Origin of the sequence: Bacillus sp. SIMBA_008 (assembly GCF_046535495.1) — a bacterium.
GTDB lineage: Bacteria > Bacillota > Bacilli > Bacillales > Bacillaceae > Bacillus > Bacillus subtilis.
On the sequence record NZ_JAWRWL010000003.1, the window covers coordinates 611916 to 630978 of the forward strand.

Annotated in this window: 24 protein-coding genes; 1 reads left to right on the forward strand and 23 read right to left on the reverse strand. The window is 43.6% G+C overall.

The window, feature by feature from the left end; genetic code table 11:
- Positions 1-5: 5 nt before the first annotated feature.
- From csbD to SB658_RS13730, 13 genes are all read right to left on the reverse strand, one after another.
- On the reverse strand, positions 6-194 hold the full coding sequence (csbD, locus tag SB658_RS13670; protein ID WP_003227718.1) for a stress response protein CsbD: 189 nt from the start codon (positions 192-194) through the stop codon (positions 6-8).
- 73 nt (positions 195-267) lie between these two features.
- Entirely contained in the window at positions 268-747 is a 480-nt protein-coding gene (locus SB658_RS13675) for a hypothetical protein (protein WP_014478240.1), read from the reverse strand.
- 155 nt (positions 748-902) lie between these two features.
- Positions 903-2036, reverse strand: coding sequence for a response regulator aspartate phosphatase RapB (gene rapB, locus SB658_RS13680; RefSeq protein WP_003227715.1), 1134 nt, complete (start codon positions 2034-2036; stop codon positions 903-905).
- 191 nt (positions 2037-2227) lie between these two features.
- Positions 2228-3253 carry a GTP 3',8-cyclase MoaA gene (moaA, locus tag SB658_RS13685; RefSeq protein WP_015483814.1) on the reverse strand — a complete coding sequence of 342 codons (1026 nt, stop codon included), beginning with the start codon at positions 3251-3253 and terminating at the stop codon, positions 2228-2230.
- A 15-nt stretch (positions 3254-3268) separates the two neighbouring features.
- Positions 3269-4057, reverse strand: a complete 789-nt coding sequence (gene fdhD, locus SB658_RS13690; protein WP_014481178.1) for a formate dehydrogenase accessory sulfurtransferase FdhD — start codon at positions 4055-4057, stop codon at positions 3269-3271.
- 245 nt (positions 4058-4302) lie between these two features.
- On the reverse strand, positions 4303-4464 hold the full coding sequence (locus SB658_RS13695; RefSeq protein WP_003227706.1) for a hypothetical protein: 162 nt from the start codon (positions 4462-4464) through the stop codon (positions 4303-4305).
- 94 nt (positions 4465-4558) lie between these two features.
- Positions 4559-5233, reverse strand: coding sequence for a vWA domain-containing protein (locus tag SB658_RS13700; RefSeq protein WP_124059329.1), 675 nt, complete (start codon positions 5231-5233; stop codon positions 4559-4561).
- A 52-nt stretch (positions 5234-5285) separates the two neighbouring features.
- Entirely contained in the window at positions 5286-5426 is a 141-nt protein-coding gene (locus SB658_RS13705) for a hypothetical protein (protein ID WP_014478246.1), read from the reverse strand.
- Positions 5427-5556: 130 nt separating this feature from the next.
- The gene (locus tag SB658_RS13710; RefSeq protein ID WP_124059331.1) at positions 5557-6240 is read right to left on the reverse strand and encodes a vWA domain-containing protein; all 684 of its coding nucleotides are present in this window, start codon (positions 6238-6240) and stop codon (positions 5557-5559) included.
- Positions 6241-6625: 385 nt separating this feature from the next.
- Positions 6626-7657 (reverse strand): stage II sporulation protein D, encoded by a 1032-nt coding sequence (gene spoIID / locus SB658_RS13715; protein WP_015714866.1) that lies wholly within the window; start codon positions 7655-7657, stop codon positions 6626-6628.
- Positions 7658-7852: 195 nt separating this feature from the next.
- Complete coding sequence (murA, locus tag SB658_RS13720) at positions 7853-9163, reverse strand: UDP-N-acetylglucosamine 1-carboxyvinyltransferase (RefSeq protein ID WP_003227695.1); 1311 nt, start codon at positions 9161-9163, stop codon at positions 7853-7855.
- Between the two features lie 33 nt (positions 9164-9196).
- On the reverse strand, positions 9197-9937 hold the full coding sequence (locus tag SB658_RS13725) for a YwmB family TATA-box binding protein (protein WP_130572953.1): 741 nt from the start codon (positions 9935-9937) through the stop codon (positions 9197-9199).
- 134 nt (positions 9938-10071) lie between these two features.
- Positions 10072-10302 (reverse strand): DUF1146 family protein, encoded by a 231-nt coding sequence (locus SB658_RS13730; protein WP_003227691.1) that lies wholly within the window; start codon positions 10300-10302, stop codon positions 10072-10074.
- Positions 10303-10471: 169 nt separating this feature from the next.
- Here SB658_RS13730 and SB658_RS13735 point away from each other — a divergent pair, with 169 nt between their 5' ends.
- On the forward strand, positions 10472-10945 hold the full coding sequence (locus SB658_RS13735) for a hypothetical protein (RefSeq protein WP_043940215.1): 474 nt from the start codon (positions 10472-10474) through the stop codon (positions 10943-10945).
- A gap of 33 nt (positions 10946-10978) precedes the next feature.
- Here SB658_RS13735 and SB658_RS13740 read toward each other — a convergent pair whose 3' ends face one another.
- From SB658_RS13740 to upp, 10 genes are all read right to left on the reverse strand, one after another.
- Complete coding sequence (locus tag SB658_RS13740; RefSeq protein WP_014478254.1) at positions 10979-11377, reverse strand: F0F1 ATP synthase subunit epsilon; 399 nt, start codon at positions 11375-11377, stop codon at positions 10979-10981.
- A gap of 23 nt (positions 11378-11400) precedes the next feature.
- A complete protein-coding gene (gene atpD / locus SB658_RS13745; protein WP_003227686.1) occupies positions 11401-12822 on the reverse strand; it encodes a F0F1 ATP synthase subunit beta in 1422 nt (473 codons plus the stop codon).
- Between the two features lie 25 nt (positions 12823-12847).
- The gene (gene atpG / locus SB658_RS13750; protein WP_003244388.1) at positions 12848-13711 is read right to left on the reverse strand and encodes an ATP synthase F1 subunit gamma; all 864 of its coding nucleotides are present in this window, start codon (positions 13709-13711) and stop codon (positions 12848-12850) included.
- Between the two features lie 76 nt (positions 13712-13787).
- Positions 13788-15296: a F0F1 ATP synthase subunit alpha gene (gene atpA, locus SB658_RS13755; RefSeq protein ID WP_003243657.1), complete on the reverse strand. Its 1509-nt coding sequence runs from the start codon at positions 15294-15296 to the stop codon at positions 13788-13790.
- Positions 15297-15312: 16 nt separating this feature from the next.
- Entirely contained in the window at positions 15313-15858 is a 546-nt protein-coding gene (locus SB658_RS13760) for a F0F1 ATP synthase subunit delta (protein WP_144500489.1), read from the reverse strand.
- On the reverse strand, positions 15855-16367 hold the full coding sequence (gene atpF, locus SB658_RS13765) for a F0F1 ATP synthase subunit B (protein WP_003244051.1): 513 nt from the start codon (positions 16365-16367) through the stop codon (positions 15855-15857). Before atpF ends, SB658_RS13760 begins: the two co-directional genes overlap by 4 nt.
- A gap of 162 nt (positions 16368-16529) precedes the next feature.
- Complete coding sequence (gene atpE / locus SB658_RS13770; RefSeq protein WP_003151167.1) at positions 16530-16742, reverse strand: F0F1 ATP synthase subunit C; 213 nt, start codon at positions 16740-16742, stop codon at positions 16530-16532.
- A gap of 45 nt (positions 16743-16787) precedes the next feature.
- Positions 16788-17522: a F0F1 ATP synthase subunit A gene (gene atpB / locus SB658_RS13775; protein ID WP_003242621.1), complete on the reverse strand. Its 735-nt coding sequence runs from the start codon at positions 17520-17522 to the stop codon at positions 16788-16790.
- A gap of 7 nt (positions 17523-17529) precedes the next feature.
- Positions 17530-17913: an ATP synthase subunit I gene (gene atpI, locus SB658_RS13780; protein WP_003243159.1), complete on the reverse strand. Its 384-nt coding sequence runs from the start codon at positions 17911-17913 to the stop codon at positions 17530-17532.
- A 422-nt stretch (positions 17914-18335) separates the two neighbouring features.
- Positions 18336-18965: a uracil phosphoribosyltransferase gene (gene upp / locus SB658_RS13785; RefSeq protein WP_003227670.1), complete on the reverse strand. Its 630-nt coding sequence runs from the start codon at positions 18963-18965 to the stop codon at positions 18336-18338.
- Positions 18966-19063: the final 98 nt, after the last annotated feature.

The following is a 19063-nucleotide window of genomic DNA, read 5'->3' on the forward strand; positions in this document are numbered from 1 at the left end:
TACGATTAATCTTTATCTGAAAATTTATCCTTGGCTTTCCCGATATCCTTTTGGATTTCGCCTTTCGCCTTATCTTTTTTGCCTTCAGCCTGCATGTCCGTTCTGTCAGCCATATCTCCGACTTTATCCTTCACTTCTCCTTTGGCTTTATTGAAGCCGCCCTTCATTTTGTCTTTTACACTATCGTTACCCATGTTAATTCTCCCCTCTCAATTATGTGTGTACTTGTTACCTTCCCGATCTGAGAGGCAATAAACATTCTAAATGTTATTTATCGATTTCGTAGCGCTCTCCGTAACGGAGCACCTTGTATATCGCCAGCCCGTCTGATGACTTTTTCTCCGAATATCGGACCGGCAGCAGGGCAAAAAACACATAATACGTAGAAAAATAGACAAACTGATAGAAAAACACATTTGGCTTTAATACACTGTGTAAAATCAGCAGATTGATTGCAAAAATCGTGATGAGGTTAAACAAGCAGCCCCCTGCATACACGAGTGCATTTGAGAATCGATTGTCAATTTTCAACTCCCCGTACCGGCAAAAAGAATCGATAAAATAAATCGTTCTGAACCGTATGGGTCCAATTTTAAGCAGCGTTTTTCCCATGCCTATATCCAACGATCCCTTTCCGCCAAAAATAAAAGCCATAAAGCTGTGCCCTGAAACATGTATAATCTGTACAAGCGGCAGAACAATGAGGAAAGACCACAGAAACTTCACCATATCATTAAAACCAAACATTGAATTCCCCCTCACATGCATATCTGCATCCCAAAACGGCTTTTGTTCAAAAAACAGTGCTGTAGCGATTTTTCCTGTTCTCCCCGGAAATAAACGTTCCGATGCTCCCCTTTTTTTGCATATAAAAAAACCATCTGCCAGCAGATGGTTTTGTCTCATACTTCATATAAACAATCGTTCCTTTGAATCATCTCTCTCATGCTGACCGCTTTTTCATAAAAATACACCGCTTCTTTATATTGTTCGCGATGACTGAAATAGGAGGCAGCATCTAAAGCAAATTCTTCAATATATACATACAGGCCCTTTTCTTCCATATAATCAAATACTTCTTGAATCATATTCAAATTGACAGATTCCACATATAATGCCTGCAGAAATTTATATTTTGCCAGACTGAAGAAGTCGTTTCGTTTTTGGGCAATGGCAATCCCTTTTTCATAGTACCGTATCGCAGCTTCGCTATCTTGTTTTTTGAAAAGAACGCGAGTCAGGCTGAAGAGCGCTTTTGGAAGCTGTTCCAGCTGATAATCCTCGAAGACAGGAAGCGCTTTTTCAAAGTATTCGGCGGCCTGATCCAGCTCCCCCTTGTCATCATAGCAATTCCCAATGTTATAAAGGGCTGATCCGATTAAACGGGGCTGTCCTTCCAATAAAGCAAGGCGATACGCGTCATCTAAATGTTCAAGCGCTTTTTCATAATTTCTGTAGTCAATGTAGTTTCCTGATATGACGAAATGGCATTGAATTCTTCTGACTCTGTAAAAATCGTGAGCCTTATACGTCTCCAGCGCCTGTACGGCGTGGTTCATGGAAAAGTGCGTCTGCTTCATAATATAAAAGACTTCCGCCACTTTAAAATGAAATTCCGCTCTTTCAATTTCATCTTCTACAAACGCAAGCATCTTCTCAGCTTTCCGATAAAAGGATATAGCCGAGATGTAATTGTTCTGTTCAAATTCGTACATTCCTCTAAACAAGTGAAAATAATACTCAGATAATCCGGAGATGCTGTCCTGATTGCTTTCCAGCGTTTTGATCAATTCACGATATTGAAGCTGAGATTCCTCGTGCAGGTCAGGCTTTACATAATCCAGCATAATTTGGTGCCGGTAGCTGATCAGCTGATAATACAGGAGAAGCAGCTGATCCTCTTCCATCTGTTCGATATCTAGATCAATTTCTTCCTTCAGCTTTACGGCATCAGCCACTTGAAATGCTAAAATGTGCTTATACCACTTATTGATTTTCACTCCTACTTGAGATGACGGGATCTCGTACGCGGCCATGCCCCTCCAACCCTTTCTATTTTCTAATTGGTTATATTTTATCATAATGTATGGCTTTGGAATTAAATTTTCTTACAATGATTCCTTCTTTATGCCTATCCTTATATATTTCGGTTTTTATACGTATTTTTTGCACTCGGATTCTAATAAAAAAGCTTATCGGACAGTGCCGATAAGCTTTTGACTTCAAATTAACCGCCAATATAAGACATTTCCACTTTCTTTTTGCCAGATGCTTTTGATAGCGTACGATCTACTGAATACTGATCAATCCGATTTTTCCATACTGTCCCGATCATTTCTGATAGTTCGTCATCACTTAATTCCTGGCGAACCGGAGCTCTGAGGTCAAATCCGCTTGAAGCGAATAAGCAGGTAAACAGCTCTCCTCTCGCAGAAAGACGGGCTCTGTTGCAAGATCCGCAGAACGCATCAGATACAGATGATATGACGCCGATTTCTCCGGAGCCGTCCAAGTAGCGGAATCTGGAAGCCACTTCGCCTATATAATTAGGCGCTATCGGCTCAACCGGCATGTGTTCATTGATCAAATCTATGATTTCCGCCTTTGTCATGACGTCTTTCTTTTCCCATTGGTTGGTGTTGCCTACGTCCATAAATTCAATGAATCTCAGGATATGCCCTTTTTCTTTAAAATAACGGGCCATAGGCAGTATATCTTTTTCATTGACGCCCTTTTGAACGACCATATTGATTTTAACACCGAGCCCTGCTTGCTTCGCCGCTTCAATGCCTTCCAGCACCTTGCTGACAGAAACGCCACGCCCGTTTATCTTCTTAAAACGCTCGTCTTCTAAAGAATCAAGGCTGATCGTAACCCTTTTCAACCCAGCCTCCTTGAGCCTCTTTGCATAAACAGGCAGCAGTGATCCGTTTGTCGTCATCGCGATGTCACGAATACCCGGTATGCGGGCCAGTTTTTTGATTAACTCCGGCATATCCTTTCTCATGAGGGGCTCTCCGCCGGTCAGGCGGATTTTTTCAACGCCAAATCTTGTGACAAACAATGTCGCAAGCCGTTCCAGCTCCTCAAATGAAAGCAGCTCCTCTTTCTTTAAAAAAGGATAATCCGGGCCGAATAATTCGGCGGGCATACAGTACGTGCATCGGAAGTTGCAGCGGTCTGTAACAGAAATGCGAAGGTCTCTCAGCGGTCTGTTTCTTTTATCCAACATCTGACGCGACTCTGTAATCATAGCTACAGCCCCTTCCTACCCCCTGATTCTCTCAGGGTGTGTATATACATTAAATGATCCGTTTCTGACAAATCCAATCGCTGTGATATTCAATTCTTCAGCCATTTGAATCGCAAGCTCCGTCGGGGCCGATTTGGAAATGACAATCGACACGCCGATTTTGGCCGCTTTTAACAGGACCTCTGATGAGATTCTGCCGCTGAACACAATCAGTTTGTCGCGTACGGACATACCGTTTAGAAGGCAGTGTCCGTATAGTTTATCAAGTGCGTTGTGCCGACCGATATCTGTGCGCATCAACAGAAGCTTCTCTGTGTCGCAAAGCGCCGCATTATGGACGCCTCCCGTATCCTGAAACGTCCCGCTCCCTTGCTGCATGTCTTTCATAAGCGCCAAACATGCCTCAGGCGATATCTTGATTTGGCTGACAGCCGTTTTGGCTGTTTTGACATCCTGCTGAAAATAAAAATGACGGCCCTTTCCGCAGCATGAGCCGATCACCCGTTTCGTATAATCCTTTTGATCCAATGTCTCAGGGTGAACGAGGTCGACATATACAAAACCGAGACTTTCATCTATTGTAAACCTTTTAATTTCTTTTTGAAATCGTATAACACCCTCTGATGCGAGAAATCCGATGACAAGCTCTTCGATATGCTCAGGCGTACAAACGAGCGTCACAAATTCACTGCCATTCAGTATCACTGTCAAAGGGAATTCCGTCACCATCCGGTCTTCTACTTTGCTTATTTCCCCTTGTTCATAGCGCCATACATCCCTGACCGCAGTTACTTTATCGTTCAATGTCTCTTCCCCTCCGCAATGTTCCTGCCTTTATATTTTTTCACACTCCTCGGATTTTGTCGAATTCTGAGACACAAAAAGAGCCCTCTATATAAAGGGCTTTCACAGGATGTGATGACGGCGGTGTTTAGGCAGGACGCCTAAGCATTTAGCCGCGGTTCCTTTTATAACACGTGAGCACCAATGTGCATTGACAACGAACGCGGGGTTTGTCGACACGCTGAGACACTTCTGTATAAAGGACTCTATGTTTGATTATGCTGATTCTTTTTCAGAACCGTAAACAGCACAATAGCTGCGATCAAGGTGAGAATGCTGACAAAAAAGAAGGCTGCCAGTTTTAGAAGAACACCAAGCAATATAAATGCAACGGTGGCTATAAGAAAAATCATTCCGAATAATTTCATATGTTCAACCCCTTTTTAGGGTATCATTCCCGCCCAAACTGTTTTTAAACCAATAAAAAAAGGCGCCTGGGGGAGCGCCTGATCTTTAGGTTCCTTACTCAGTAAATTTTTGTGCTTCTTTTTCCCAAGCCTGTTCGAACTCATCCGCACTGTTCGCTGAAATATATTCTCCGCCGCCAGCGACAGCTGCTTGTTTCATCTCTTCATTACCCTTGACATCAAAGTTGAAGCCAATGATGTTTACAATCGTATCCACATTTGATGCACGGAGCTTTTCGATTTCTGCCGCAGGGTCTCCGCCGCACGTTTCTTCACCGTCAGTGATTAAATACACCACGTTTTTCCCGTCTGCGTCAAATGCTTCAAATTCTTTTCTTGTGTCTGCAAGTGCTTTGGCAATCGGTGTCCATCCAGTCGGCTTGAACTCACTCAATGAATTGTCAAACAGAGACCCTTCATATGGATGAAGGCCGTAAATGGTTTCCGTCGTACTGCACGAAAGGGCTTTACCGGACAGTTTATTGTTCCCTGCATGCCCGAAAACGCGAAGCATAAGATTTGTATCCTTCGGAAGAAGTTCGGCAAAAGATTTTACTGATTTTTTGGCAATGTCTATTTTGCGCTCTCCTCCTGTTTTTTGAACCATGCTTCCGCTTCCGTCAAACAAAACAGCTACATTTGTATCAGCCTGTTTCTCAGCGGCAAAAGACGGGGAGGCAATGGAAACAGTCAACAATCCAATGATACCGGCAGCCAGCAATTTTTTCATATGATTACTTCCTTTCTTTTTCATATTTTCCAACTATATGTTGGATTCTTCTTTATGCTAGAATACGAAAATGCAAAAAGATATAGGACATGCTGCCTTTTGTGCTGCTTTCACGATCTGTCCAAAATCGCTTGAAATGCCGTTCATTTTTAGCCATTTCCGCCCAGAAAGCATAAACAGATTGTGTGATCATTCATTCTTTTTTCGCCTTGATTATGACAGAAAAACGGAAATCTGCTACTATGCTACAGGCAGACAGCTAATTAGTTTTGAAGTTTTTGTTACATACAAAAAGAGGCTGACCATCACCAGCCTCTTTTTTCTTATTTAGATAACATTAGTGATTGCTGAGTGAAAATTTTCTCAACATCTTTTTGGGTATAAGCCGGGAAGTATTCACCGCCGCCTACTTTCGCAATTGCGTTCAGCTGGCCTTTGTATCCCTCTTTATAATCAAAGCCGATCACATTAACAGTGATATTGTCTTTTTGCAGTTCCTTTGCTGTTTTAATCGGGTTTCCTCCGCACGTTTCCTCACCGTCTGTCAGCAGATACACCACTTTTTCCCCTTTTGCATCAAGCTGGTCAAAAGAAGATTTCGCCTCGTTCAGCGCTTTGGCAATTGGCGTCCAGCCAGTCGGCCCAATTGTATTGAGAGAATTGAGGAAGCTTTGCTCATTAAAGCTTTGGAAGCCGTATACGTTGCGAATGGTTTCACATGACTGAACTTTTCCGGAATTTTTATTGTTTCCTTCAGAGCCAAACACGCTCATTTTCACCTGAGTTCCTTCTGGCAGTGAGCTCGCAAACTTTGAAATTTCTTTTTTGGCTGAATTAAATTTAGATACACCGTCTATTCTTTTCGCCATACTTCCGCTGGCATCAAGCAAGACCGCCACGTTCGCCGGCGCTTTAGCCTCCGTTTCTTTCTTTTCAGCTGCAAAAGCAGGTGAAGTTAATCCAAAAAGCAATCCTGTCATCATGATCAGTGAAAATCTTTTCTTCATGTTCGTACCCCTTTACCAATTTGTTTCTGCGTGCAGATGTTCAACGCTGAACATAATCTATCGTAATCAACAAAAACCGAGAAATAAATAGGGCGGGCTTCCCCATTGCTGTTGTTTACTTTTGCATAGAAACCTATGTATTTATTAGTGATTTCCACCTAACGCCCCTATGAAAAGAGAAGATTGTCCGCCTTTCGGCTTTCGTTATATGAGTCTGTCGAAGTCTGTCGACACATGTGGATGACTTTACCACAATCTCAAAGCCTGAAATCAGGAAAAAAGGACTGATCCTTAAAGACGGTCAGAAGCTCCTCTAAACCGTTTCAGCTGCTCTTAGATAAAAGATATTCAGGAACAGAAAAAGACGCCTAAAGAGCGTCTTTTTCTACTTTTTCGCCATATATTTATTCAAAAACGCATCTGCCTCAGAAATTTGTGTGCCTTGGTAATAGTACTTTACAATGTCATCAACCGTTTTGCCTTCTTTGGCCATAAAATTCGCTCCGTATTGGCTCATCCCCACACCGTGGCCAAATCCTCTCGTCGTGACTGTAATTGTGTCTCCATTTCGCTTCCATTCAAAATCGGCGGAGTTGAGACCCAGCTTTTCACGTATGTCTCTTCCTTTCAGCGTCTTGCCGTTAATGACGGCAGTTGCAACCTGGTGGCCCGGTGTCTCGCCGGTAATCTTCCCTACTGCGCTAGATCCATCCAGCTTGACGCCAAGCTTTTGCTGAAATTCTGCCGCTGTAAAGGTTTTCGTTGCCTTATATTTCGGAGACTTTTTATCCCATGGGCTTTTGACGCTTTTTAAATATGGGATAGCACTTGTCCAATAAGCTTCTGCATTCTCTGTGTAGCCGTTGCTTGTGGAGAAAAAGGATGCTTCAATCGGCTGGTTGTTGTACGTTAAGATTTTGCCTTGCGTACTGGCTACCGCAGCTGTGATTTTCTTCAGTTTTGTCTCATAGCTTGTGCCCCACTGTTTTTTCAGCTCCGCTTTGTTTTTATACACCTGGAACATCTGTGTATCATCCACCAGTGAGCCTTTAGGAGCCTCAACCGCTGAATTTGACACCATCAGTCTGACAATAAATGTTCTGGCGGCGAGAGCCTGGGCTTTCAATGCTTCAGATTCAAAGGTTGCCGGCATTTCGGAGGCGACGACTCCAATCACATACTCTTCAAGCGGAATGTCTTCTACGGATTGATTTGCGGTTCGATAGACGGGAATAGAAACAGGTGATGCTTTCAATGTTTCTGCTCCTTTCGATGCTGGTTTCGTGCTGACTGCTGTCTTTTCTGATTCTACGCTGGCCCCTGCTTCCTTATTATGCTGGAATGGTATAACCAAGAGTGTGGGAACCAAGAGAATCAATGCACATAGTACGGATAGTGTGATTGCGAATTGTTTCATATTCAGCTGCCTCCTGCTCGGGATTCGACTCTAGTCTAGTCTATGGGCAGGGACAAGCTAATATGACTCTCGTTTTGGACAGAAACTTTATTTGTCATTTACGTATTCTTTTTTGCTATTTTGCGCATAATGATGATAATACACAAAAAATAAAAAACCAGTATGCCAGAGTGACATACTGATTTTCAAGTAAGTTTATGCATTTAAGTCAGAAACGACTTCTTTATTCTCTTGCTCAGAAGCAGACTCATCATTTACACGTTCGATGTCTGCGCCCAGAGCGGCAAGCTTCTGATGGAAATCAACGTAACCGCGGTCTAAGTGCTTCAATTCAGTAACACGTGTGTGACCTTCAGCCACTAACCCCGCAAGAATCAGCGCTGCACCTGCACGCAAATCAGTCGCTGCAACTTCAGCTCCCTGAAGCTGTACAGGACCGTTAATGATGACAGAACGTCCTTCAATCTTGATATCACCATTCATACGGCGGAATTCTTCCGCATGCATAAAACGGTTTTCAAAAACGGTTTCTGTAATCATGCTTGTGCCGCTTGCACGAAGCAGAAGCGCCATCATTTGTGACTGCATATCAGTCGGGAAGCCTGGGTGAGGCATTGTTTTGATGTCAATCGGTTTAAGTTCTTTCGGGCCGATGACACGCAGGCCTTCACCTTCATCCTTAATTGTTACACCCATCTCTTCCATTTTTGCAATTAAAGAGGTGAGGTGCTCAGGAACCGCTCCTTTTACTAATACGTTTCCTTCAGTGATTGCAGCAGCAACCATAAATGTGCCCGCTTCAATACGGTCAGGAATAATATGGTGTTTTACGCCGTGAAGCTTTTCGACTCCTTCAATTTTGATGGTGCCGGTGCCAGCTCCGCGGATTTTTCCGCCCATGCCGTTGATATAGTTTGCTAAATCAACGATTTCGGGTTCTTTTGCCACGTTTTCCAGCGTTGTTGTTCCTTCAGCTAGAGCGGCTGCCATAATCAGGTTCTCTGTAGCTCCTACACTTGGGAAGTCCAGATAAATTTTTGCGCCTTGCAGTCGGCCTTTTACTTCAGCTTCAATGAAGCCATTACCGACTTTGATTTCTGCGCCCATTGCTTCAAAACCTTTTAAATGCTGATCAATCGGTCTGGAACCAATTGCGCATCCGCCCGGAAGTGCAACTCTTGCATGACCTGTACGCGCAAGAAGCGGCCCCATGACAAGCACAGACGCACGCATTTTACGAACATATTCAAAAGGTGCTTCAGTTTGCAAAGCGTATGAAGCATTTACAGTCACTTCATTATTTTCAAAATGCACATCTGCTCCTAAATGACGCAACACTTCGTTAATTGTATATACATCGGAGAGCGTAGGTACATCACAAATTACGCTTTTTTCTTCACTTGCTAATAAAGATGCAGCGATAACAGGTAAAACGGCATTTTTAGCGCCTTCAACTTTGACTGTGCCGTTTAACTTCTGACCGCCGCGGACGATGATTTTTTCCAAGGTATTCCCCTCCGCGTCCCTAAATTCTCTATATTAATATTCAGTCGTAACGATTGGTGTGCCAACCGTAACGGTATGTTTTCCGCCCATTCCTGCACTTCTAAGTGCAATTTGCAAATTCATTTTATGTTTCGAGGTCATAATGTACTCTTCCCACTCATCTGTAAACGCAGAAATAGAAACGAAATTTGGCTCAACTACATGTTCTACTGATCTTGCTTGAAATTCATTTAATAACTGATTTGCTTTTTTTTGCAAAACAATATTCATATTATCATCTAAGTGACCATTTAGACAAGTAAAAATAACTACTTTTTCTTGGAATATCCCAAGTGTCTCCCGTTCAAACTGTTCATATGTATCATTCCAGCTATCCGGTGTCTCTAGACTCATTTGCTCATATAATAAATACGAAGTTGGATTGTGTTTTTTGAGGGTTGTGACAAGCTGCAGTCTAAAAGAAGTGCGATTTTTTTTGTCAGTATATGTGCCAATTGCCTTTACGACTTTATCTTCCTGTGCAATCGTCCAATCATATTGACGATACTCTGATTTTAAACGTTGCACTTTTTGATAAAATTCTTTTTCGGTCAGTGACATGTTTTGTTTTGCATGCAATGTCCACTTATCTATTAGCACATCTTGGCGTTCCATCCCCTCTGCCATCTGTGCTAACGGCGTTAATTCACTCGCATGAATGGTATGGAAAACAGCAATGACGAAGCTTAATATGACGGAAATGATAATAGCGTGGCTTACTTGTTTTTTCTTCATGTTCATCTCTCCCCCTTATCCCCAGTTTTACCGGAGGCAAGAGGCGCCATACGTAAAAATCTTCGTCAAAACTCGAGCTATTCGCTTCAACCCGCTTCTCCCAACCATTTAATGAGAATAATGTTCAAAACCTATTAAAATAGATAGGGAAGCTGCTGTGAATAATTGAGATAATCTAAAAAGAAATTGGCAACGGCCGTTCCAATGGCGATTGTCAGCAAAATCATCAGGAGTCTTGCCTGCACGACTTTGCCTTTTTTGATTAACGGATCTATATTGACGGCTTGCAACGCCCACCAAGTCACTGCTATAAAAATCAGGTGAACGACAATACCGATTGCAGCCTGCTGTCCCAATACACTCATCTATTACACTCCTTTCTCTGCGTTCATACCCTTTCTTATTATATAAGAAGCACAGATAAAGATGATACATTTTATACAGAACGGAATAATCAGCCAAATCTAGGGCTAATCCCCGCTTAAAGTGCGATTCTTTTACATGGTATACTTTATTGGAAAGGAGCTGGCAAATGTGAATCATTCTTTTTTTCAGCCTGAAAAGCAATATGGTGAGGACCTGCCAATTTTTGATCAGGAATGGGAAGCAATTGCATTCTATTATGATTATAGACAGTCACAGATTGAAGAACTGAATGAATTGTGTCAGTTTTTTAACATTTCTCTTACCTATACGAGAGAAAGCCTTGAAGAGCTTGAAAACCTCTATTTTCAAAGTATACAAGAGCTTTTGCTTGCTGATTGGAATCTTCCTATTGAAGAATTCGAGAAAATGATCAGTGTTTATCTTATAGATTGCGTGATTGCCCGCCATGAAGATGCTGAATGGGTTGTAAAACCTTATCCCTATAAAGACGGCGCTTATACACTTGGCTTTAGAAGACATCGCAAATCGTGGCATACAATGAATGCCTGTGATGGTTTATACCTGCGCCAAAAAGAGGATCGCCCGCTGCTGTCGCTGTTTGATTCTCTTGTTCGTTCATAAAAAAATCCTTCTCATAAAGAGAAGGATTTTTTCTTATTTCCCTGCTACATCCAATCTGTTCAAAGCCCGCTGTAACGCAAGCTCAGCCCGACGAATGTCAGTATCATCTGATTGAGAATTCAAACGCTCCTGCGCCCGCTGGCGTGCAGCTTCAGCGCGCTCTTTATCGATGCCTTCCGCTGTCTCGGCAGCCTGGGCAAGGATGGTGACCTGATCAGGACGGACTTCTACAAAACCGCCGCTGACGGCAACCATTTCAGTCTGCCCGTCTTTTTTCAGACGGACAGCGCCGATTTTAAGAGGAGCCACGGTTGGAATATGGCCTGGCAAAATACCGAGATCGCCGCTTTCGGCTCTCACACTCACCATTTCGATATCCGCATCGTATACTGGGCCGTCGGGAGTAACGATATTGACTTTAACGGTCTTCATGCTTTTACCCTCCTAGGACCAGATTAAACTTCTACACCCATTTCTTTTGCTTTCTCAACAACTTCTTCGATACGGCCTACAAGACGGAACGCATCTTCTGGAAGATGGTCGTATTTACCGGCTAAGATTTCTTTGAAGCCTTGTACCGTCTCTTTTACAGGCACGTAAGAACCTTTTTGTCCAGTGAACTGTTCAGCCACGTGGAAGTTCTGAGAAAGGAAGAACTGGATACGGCGTGCGCGGTGAACGACAAGTTTGTCTTCCTCGCCTAGTTCATCCATACCGAGAATCGCAATGATATCTTGAAGCTCTTTGTAACGCTGAAGCGTTGACTGTACTTCACGCGCAACCGCATAATGCTCTTCTCCGACAATTTCAGGAGCAAGGGCGCGTGATGTAGATGCCAACGGATCAACCGCAGGGTAAATACCCATTTCAGTTAATTTACGCTCAAGGTTTGTTGTCGCATCCAAGTGAGCGAACGTTGTCGCCGGCGCCGGGTCAGTGTAGTCATCGGCAGGCACGTAGATCGCCTGGATAGATGTAACTGATCCAACGTTCGTAGACGTGATACGCTCTTGGAGCTGACCCATCTCAGTTGCAAGCGTCGGCTGATAACCAACCGCTGAAGGCATACGGCCAAGAAGGGCTGAAACCTCTGAACCCGCTTGTGTGAAACGGAAAATGTTATCGATGAAGAACAGTACGTCCTGTCCTTGTACATCACGGAAGTGCTCAGCCATTGTAAGGCCTGTCAAAGCAACACGCATACGTGCGCCCGGCGGCTCGTTCATTTGTCCGAATACCATGGCTGTTTTGTTGATTACGCCAGAGTCACTCATTTCGTAGAAAAGGTCGTTCCCTTCACGAGTACGCTCTCCTACGCCGGCGAATACAGAGATACCGCCGTGCTCTTGCGCGATGTTGTTGATTAATTCCTGGATTAATACGGTTTTACCTACACCGGCACCGCCGAACAATCCGATTTTACCGCCCTTAATGTAAGGAGCAAGCAAATCAACAACTTTAATACCTGTTTCAAGAATTTCAACTTCTGTTGAAAGCTGATCGAATGAAGGCGCCTGTCTGTGAATCGGATCCTTTTTCGCATCCGCAGGAACCGGCTCATTCAAATCAATATTTTCTCCGAGAACGTTAAATACACGTCCAAGTGTTACATCACCAACCGGTACTGAGATTGGCGCTCCTGTATCTACAGCTTCCATACCGCGCTGAACACCATCCGTAGATGCCATTGCGATTGTACGGACTGTATCATCACCTAAATGAAGAGCGACCTCAAGCGTTAAATCAATACCTACTTCGTTTTCACTTGCAGCTGGCTGTGAAATTTTAATCGCATTATAAATTTCAGGCAAGTGACCGTCTTCAAAACGCACGTCGACGACCGGTCCTAATACCTGGCTAACGCGTCCTTTCTTCATCGCTATCCCTCCTGACAAAATCTTTCTATTCTAAAGCGGCTGCTCCGCCGACAATTTCCGTAATTTCTTGTGTGATGGCTGCTTGGCGAGCGCGGTTGTAAGAAAGCGAAAGTGAATCGATAAGTTCCTTCGCGTTGTCTGTCGCGTTTTTCATCGCCGTCATTCTTGCAGCGTGCTCACTTGCTTTACTGTCAAGAAGCGCACCGAAGATTAAGCTTTCTGCATATTGAGGAAGCAAAACCTCCAGAACCTCCTCTTCAGATGGTTCAAATTCATAAGACGCCGTTCTTTTTCCGCCGCCGCTGCCCAAATCAGATAACGGCAGAAGTTTTTTCTCCGTTACTTCTTGAGTAATGGCGCTGACAAAATGGTTATAAACAAGGTGCAATTCATCAAACGCACCGTCTATAAACATTTGAATCGTTTGACGGGCAAGATCTTTAATTTCTGTAAACGTTACTTCATCTCCAAGTCCTGTTAACTCGGAAATGATCGGAATCTCCCGTTTCTTAAAGAAATCACGGCCCACTCTTCCGATGGCAATCACCGCATACTCATCCTTAGACTGATGACGTTCTTGCATGGCCTGATAAGCACTCCGTAAAACCGAACTGTTAAAAGCGCCGGCAAGACCGCGGTCAGACGTAATGACAAGGTATGCCGTTTTTTTCACTTCTCTGCTGAGAAGCATCGGGTGCTTCACGTTGCCGGAAACTCTTCCGACGTTTGACACAACCTCTTGGATTTTATCCATATATGGCACAAATGATTTTGCATTGTTTTCAGCACGATTCAGCTTAGCCGCAGATACCATCTGCATGGCTTTTGTAATCTGACTTGTTTTTTTCGTTGACGTGATCCTTGACTTAATATCGCGTAATGAGGCCAAAGATTTCACCACCTTTTCTCTTCATCTGCGTAAAAAGAGAGAAAAAGAGAACCTTTTTCTCTCATCAGCATTCGAGTTAGTTGCTTGGTGCAAATGTGCGTTTGAAGCCTTCGATTGCAGCTTTGAAGTCTTCATCAGCAGGAAGGTTTCCTGTTTTCGCAATTCCGTCAAGCAGGTCTTTATGGTTTTGGTCAAGGTACATGTAGTACTCTTCTTCAAAACGTCTGATATCCGCCACAGGAATATCATCGAGATATCCTTTTGTCAGCGCATAAAGAATGGCTACTTGCTTTTCAACCGGAAGCGGCTTGTTCAGATCCTGCTTCAGCACTTCAACTGTACGCGCACCGCGGTTCAGTTTTGCCTGAGTCGCTTGGTCGAGGTCAGAACCGAATTGAGCGAATGCTTCCAGCTCACGGTATGACGCAAGGTCAAGACGCAAAGTACCTGATACTTTTTTCATCGCTTTGATTTGCGCTGAGCCGCCGACACGGGATACAGACAATCCGGCATTGATCGCTGGACGTACGCCTGAGAAGAACAAATCAGATTGCAGGAAGATCTGTCCGTCGGTGATGGAAATGACGTTCGTCGGAATATAAGCAGAGATATCTCCGGCTTGTGTTTCTACGAACGGCAGAGCTGTAATTGATCCTGCGCCTTTCGCGTCGCTAAGCTTTGCTGCACGCTCAAGCAGACGGGAATGAAGATAGAATACATCCCCAGGGAACGCTTCACGGCCTGGCGGACGGCGAAGAAGCAAGGACAGCTCACGGTAAGCGGCCGCTTGTTTAGAAAGATCATCGTATACAACAAGAACGTGCTTGCCGTTGTACATAAATTCTTCTGCCATTGTAACCCCAGCATACGGTGCCAGGTACAGAAGCGGTGCCGGCTGTGAGGCAGACGCCGTTACAACAATTGTATAATCAAGCGCGCCGTGTTTACGCAATGTTTCTACTACGCCGCGGACTGTTGATTCTTTTTGGCCGATCGCAACATATACGCAGATCATGTCTTGGTCTTTTTGGTTCAGGATCGCATCGATCGCAACAGATGTTTTACCTGTTTGACGGTCACCGATGATCAGCTCACGCTGGCCGCGGCCGATTGGAATCAGTGCATCGATCGCTTTGATACCGGTTTGAAGCGGTTCATGAACGGATTTACGGTCCATAACGCCTGGTGCAGGGCTCTCAATCGGACGAGTTTTGCTTGTAAGGATCGGGCCAAGTCCGTCTACCGGCTGGCCTAACGGATTTACAATACGGCCGATTAACTCTTCACCAACAGGAACCTCCATGATGCGGCCTGTTCTTTTTACTTCGTCTCCCTCACGGATCTCACTGAAAGGTCCTAAGATGACGATACCTACGTTTGATTCTTCAAGGTTTTGAGCCATACCCAAAACACCGTTTGAAAATTCGACAAGTTCACCGGCCATACAGTTGTCAAGGCCGTGCACACGTGCAATACCGTCACCGACTTGGATGACTGTACCTACGTCTTGAACTTCAATATCAGATTGATAATTTTGTATTTGCTGTTTTATCAGCGTGCTAATCTCTTCAGCTTTGATGCTCACTTAGGTTTCACCCCTTCTATCGATTTTCCCCGGCTAATTGACGTTCGATGCGCTGAAGCTTCCCGCTTACGCTGCCGTCATAAATCCGGTTTCCAATGCGGACTTTAATGCCGCCTATTAAATCCGTCTGCACTTCATTTCTGATTCTCAGTGAAGCGACTCCGGCTTTTTTTGCAAACACTTGTGATAATGGTAAAATTTCAGCATCCGTCAGCGGTTTCACTGAATATACGATTGCGTCTTCTGTTTGACGGGCCTCATTTGCGAGTTTGATAAACTCATCTGTGAGCTCAGGCACAATCGCGGCACGATGGCGGTCAATCAAAAGAAAAATCGTATTAAGCACGGACTGTGACAAAGAGCCAAATGCATTTTGGATCAGCTCTTTTTTGTTCGCAGCCGGCACCTTCGGATGGTTCAACACATCATTAAGCGCTTTTTCATTTTGAAATACTTGTTTTACAACAGTTAGCTCTTCTTCTACTTGATTCAGCTGAGCGGACTCATTGGCTATATCAAAAAGAGCTGATGCATATCGTTTAGAGACAGCTGATCCACTCATCGGCTTTCTCCTACCTCTTTAAGATAGTCCTGGATCAATTTCTCTTGCGCTTGTTCATCCAGTTCTTTTTCGATCACTTTCGACGCAATCATGACAGAAAGAGACGCTACTTGCTCACGGAGAGCAGAAACCGCCTGTTCTTTTTCCTTCACGATTTCAGTTCTTGCTGCTTCTTTCAGACGTTCAGATTCTGCACGTGCAGCCTGAATAATCTCTTCTTTTTGCTTCTCTCCCAGTTTCTTTGCGTTTTCGATAAGAGTTTGGGATTCCTGTCTTGCTTCTTTTAAAAGAACGCGCTGCTCTTCAATCAGCTGCTGCGCTTCTTTATTTTTTTCTTCAGCAGACGTAATTTCTCCAGCGATGTGGTCTTCACGCTGTTTCATTATGTTTAATAGCGGCCCTAAAGCGTATTTCTTCAGAAGCGCTAATAAGATTAACATAGCTAACAGTTGGAACAGGATATCTCCGCCGTTAAACGACAATCCTAGTTCAAGTGGTAATTGAGACATCTACTACGGCAACTCCCTTCTGCAGGTTTTTCTTTGCTGATCCAGCAGCCGCACTTGTCTCTTTTCAGCCGGCAAGGCGGGATGCTTATCAGACATAAAGCAATGGCGAAGGTTCTCTTGGAATGATCTTCGCCATTTTTAGTTCATATAAGGCTTTTATGCTTAGCCAAAGAACGCTAAGAATGCGATAACGACAGCGATAATAGGAAGGGCTTCAACTAATGCGATACCCATGAACATAAGAGTTCTCAGTTCTTTACCTGCTTCCGGCTGACGGGCAATCCCCTCTACCGTACGTGAAACAATCAAACCGTTACCAATACCTGCACCAAGTGCGCCTAAACCAATTGCAATCGCAGCTGCTATTAAATTCATGAAAAAGTTCCTCCTTTAAAATGTTATCCGTTTGGATATAATGTTTTAATGATCATGACTGATTTTATGAGACATGTACACCATCGTCAGCATTGTAAAGATAAATGCCTGGATAGCACCAATAAATAAACTGAATGCTTGCCATGCCAGCATCGGCAGAATAGCACCGATTGTACCGACAAGACCGAGAGCCACGCTTTGCGAATAATGGCTTGTTGCTAATCCCGCAAGCAGGCCGAGAAGAATCTCACCGGCGAAGATGTTACCATACAGCCGCAAACCTAGAGTCAGCGTATTCGCAAACTCTTCGATGATTTTCATCGGGAGCATGAATGGAACAGGTCTTAAATAGTCTTTGGAATATTCCTTGAGCCCTTTCATCTTCACACCATAGTAGTGGGTTAAAGCAACAACCATCACGGCTAGCGTTAATGTAATGGCAGGATCGGCTGTCGGAGACTTCCACCAGAGCTCATGTCCGATTGTAATAGAGAACGGCAGCCCCAGCATATTCGACACAAATATGTACATCAGCAATGTGACACCAAGTGCCAAGAAGTTAGCCCCTGTTTTTAAATCCATTGTACTGCCAATAATATTGCGGACGAAATCAACAATCCATTCCATAAAGTTCTGGGCTTTTCCGGGACGGATCGAAAGCGTTCTTGTCGTCAATATAGCAATCAATAAAACAATCACACTCGCCACAGTAATCATCAGAATGTTTGTCAGATTAAAAGTAAGACCTAGAAATTCTATAGTTCTGTAACCATGATTCAAAGGGTTTTCACCTCTCTTCCATTGATGAACGTTTAAGCTGGATAAAGGAATCTATCATAATGACAGGGTATATTGTCATTAATCCAATAACTGTACTTGCCATATGAAAGTATTCGGGATTTTTATAGGCAACAGCCACAGCAAGAATCGCATTGCACCACCGCGCTGCGCTCCCGAGAGATCGTATGGACTTTCCTTTCTCAACAGCTCTGTCAAAAGCATTCATTCTTCTGACGAGCAGTAAAAAATTAAACAAACTGAAAACAGTTCCCAGAATAAGGCCTAAAAAAACGGTTTTATACGCTGTTAAACCATAACCCAGTACATACACTGCCAAAATGAACAATAAATATTTGCGTTGTCTGCTAAATGTAAGCTTGGGATCGTCCATCAATTATCTGTCTCCTGATGAAAAAATAATGTATAGCTTGGATACGGCAAAAATCAGCGGTTAACCCTTAGTAGAAGACCTTTTTTGACCGGCAAAACGGGCCTGTTCGAAAAAATCATTCATCCGCAAGCCTTGCAGGGATGCTGTTTCATTCGCTTAAATAAATCCTCATAATACGGGTTTGCTGAGAGGATTTACATTGAGGATGAGGACTATAATGAAAGCTATGAAAACCTTCTCATAATACCCTCGTTTAGCATACAATAGCCCCTAACATGTGTCAATCTGTTTAAAGTTAAAAAACTTTTTATACTTTACGTCTCCACAGAATGTTCACATTTTCACCTATAATTGTATACAGATTCACCGAATAGCAAAAAACTGGATAAAAAAATGAAACCCCCTTTTGGGGATTTCATTTTTTATTTTGTTCCAAACATGCGGTCACCCGCATCTCCGAGACCTGGAACAATATATCCTTTTTCATTTAATTTTTCATCTAGCGCCGCAATGTAAATATCAACGTCCGAATGATGCTTCTGCAATTCTTCCACACCCTCCGGCGCTGCTACAAGACACATGAAACGGATATTTTTCGCACCGCGTTTTTTAAGGCTGTGAATGGCTTCAACTGCGGAACCGCCTGTAGCGAGCATCGGGTCAACCACGATGAATTCACGCTCTTCCACATCAGAAGGAAGCTTGACATAGTATTCCACGGGTTTTAAGGTTTCTGGATCACGGTAAAGGCCGACATGTCCCACTTTTGCCGCAGGAATCAGCTTTAAAATGCCGTCAACCATTCCCAATCCTGCTCTGAGGATAGGAACCACTCCGAGTTTTTTCCCTGAGATGACTTTCGATTTCGCAGCCTGAACCGGTGTATTGATATCCACTTCTTCCAGAGGAAGATCGCGGGTAATTTCAAATGCCATGAGTGTAGCCACTTCATCTACTAACTCTCTAAAATCCTTCGTACCTGTATTTTCATTCCGTATATATGTCAGCTTATGCTGAATTAAAGGATGATCAAATACATAAACCTTTCCCATACTGTGTTTCAGCTCCTTTTTTATTGTCCCATCAACAATTACACACTTCTATTGATTCTACAAAAAAAGACATTGAGTTTCAAGAACATCGTCAAAAA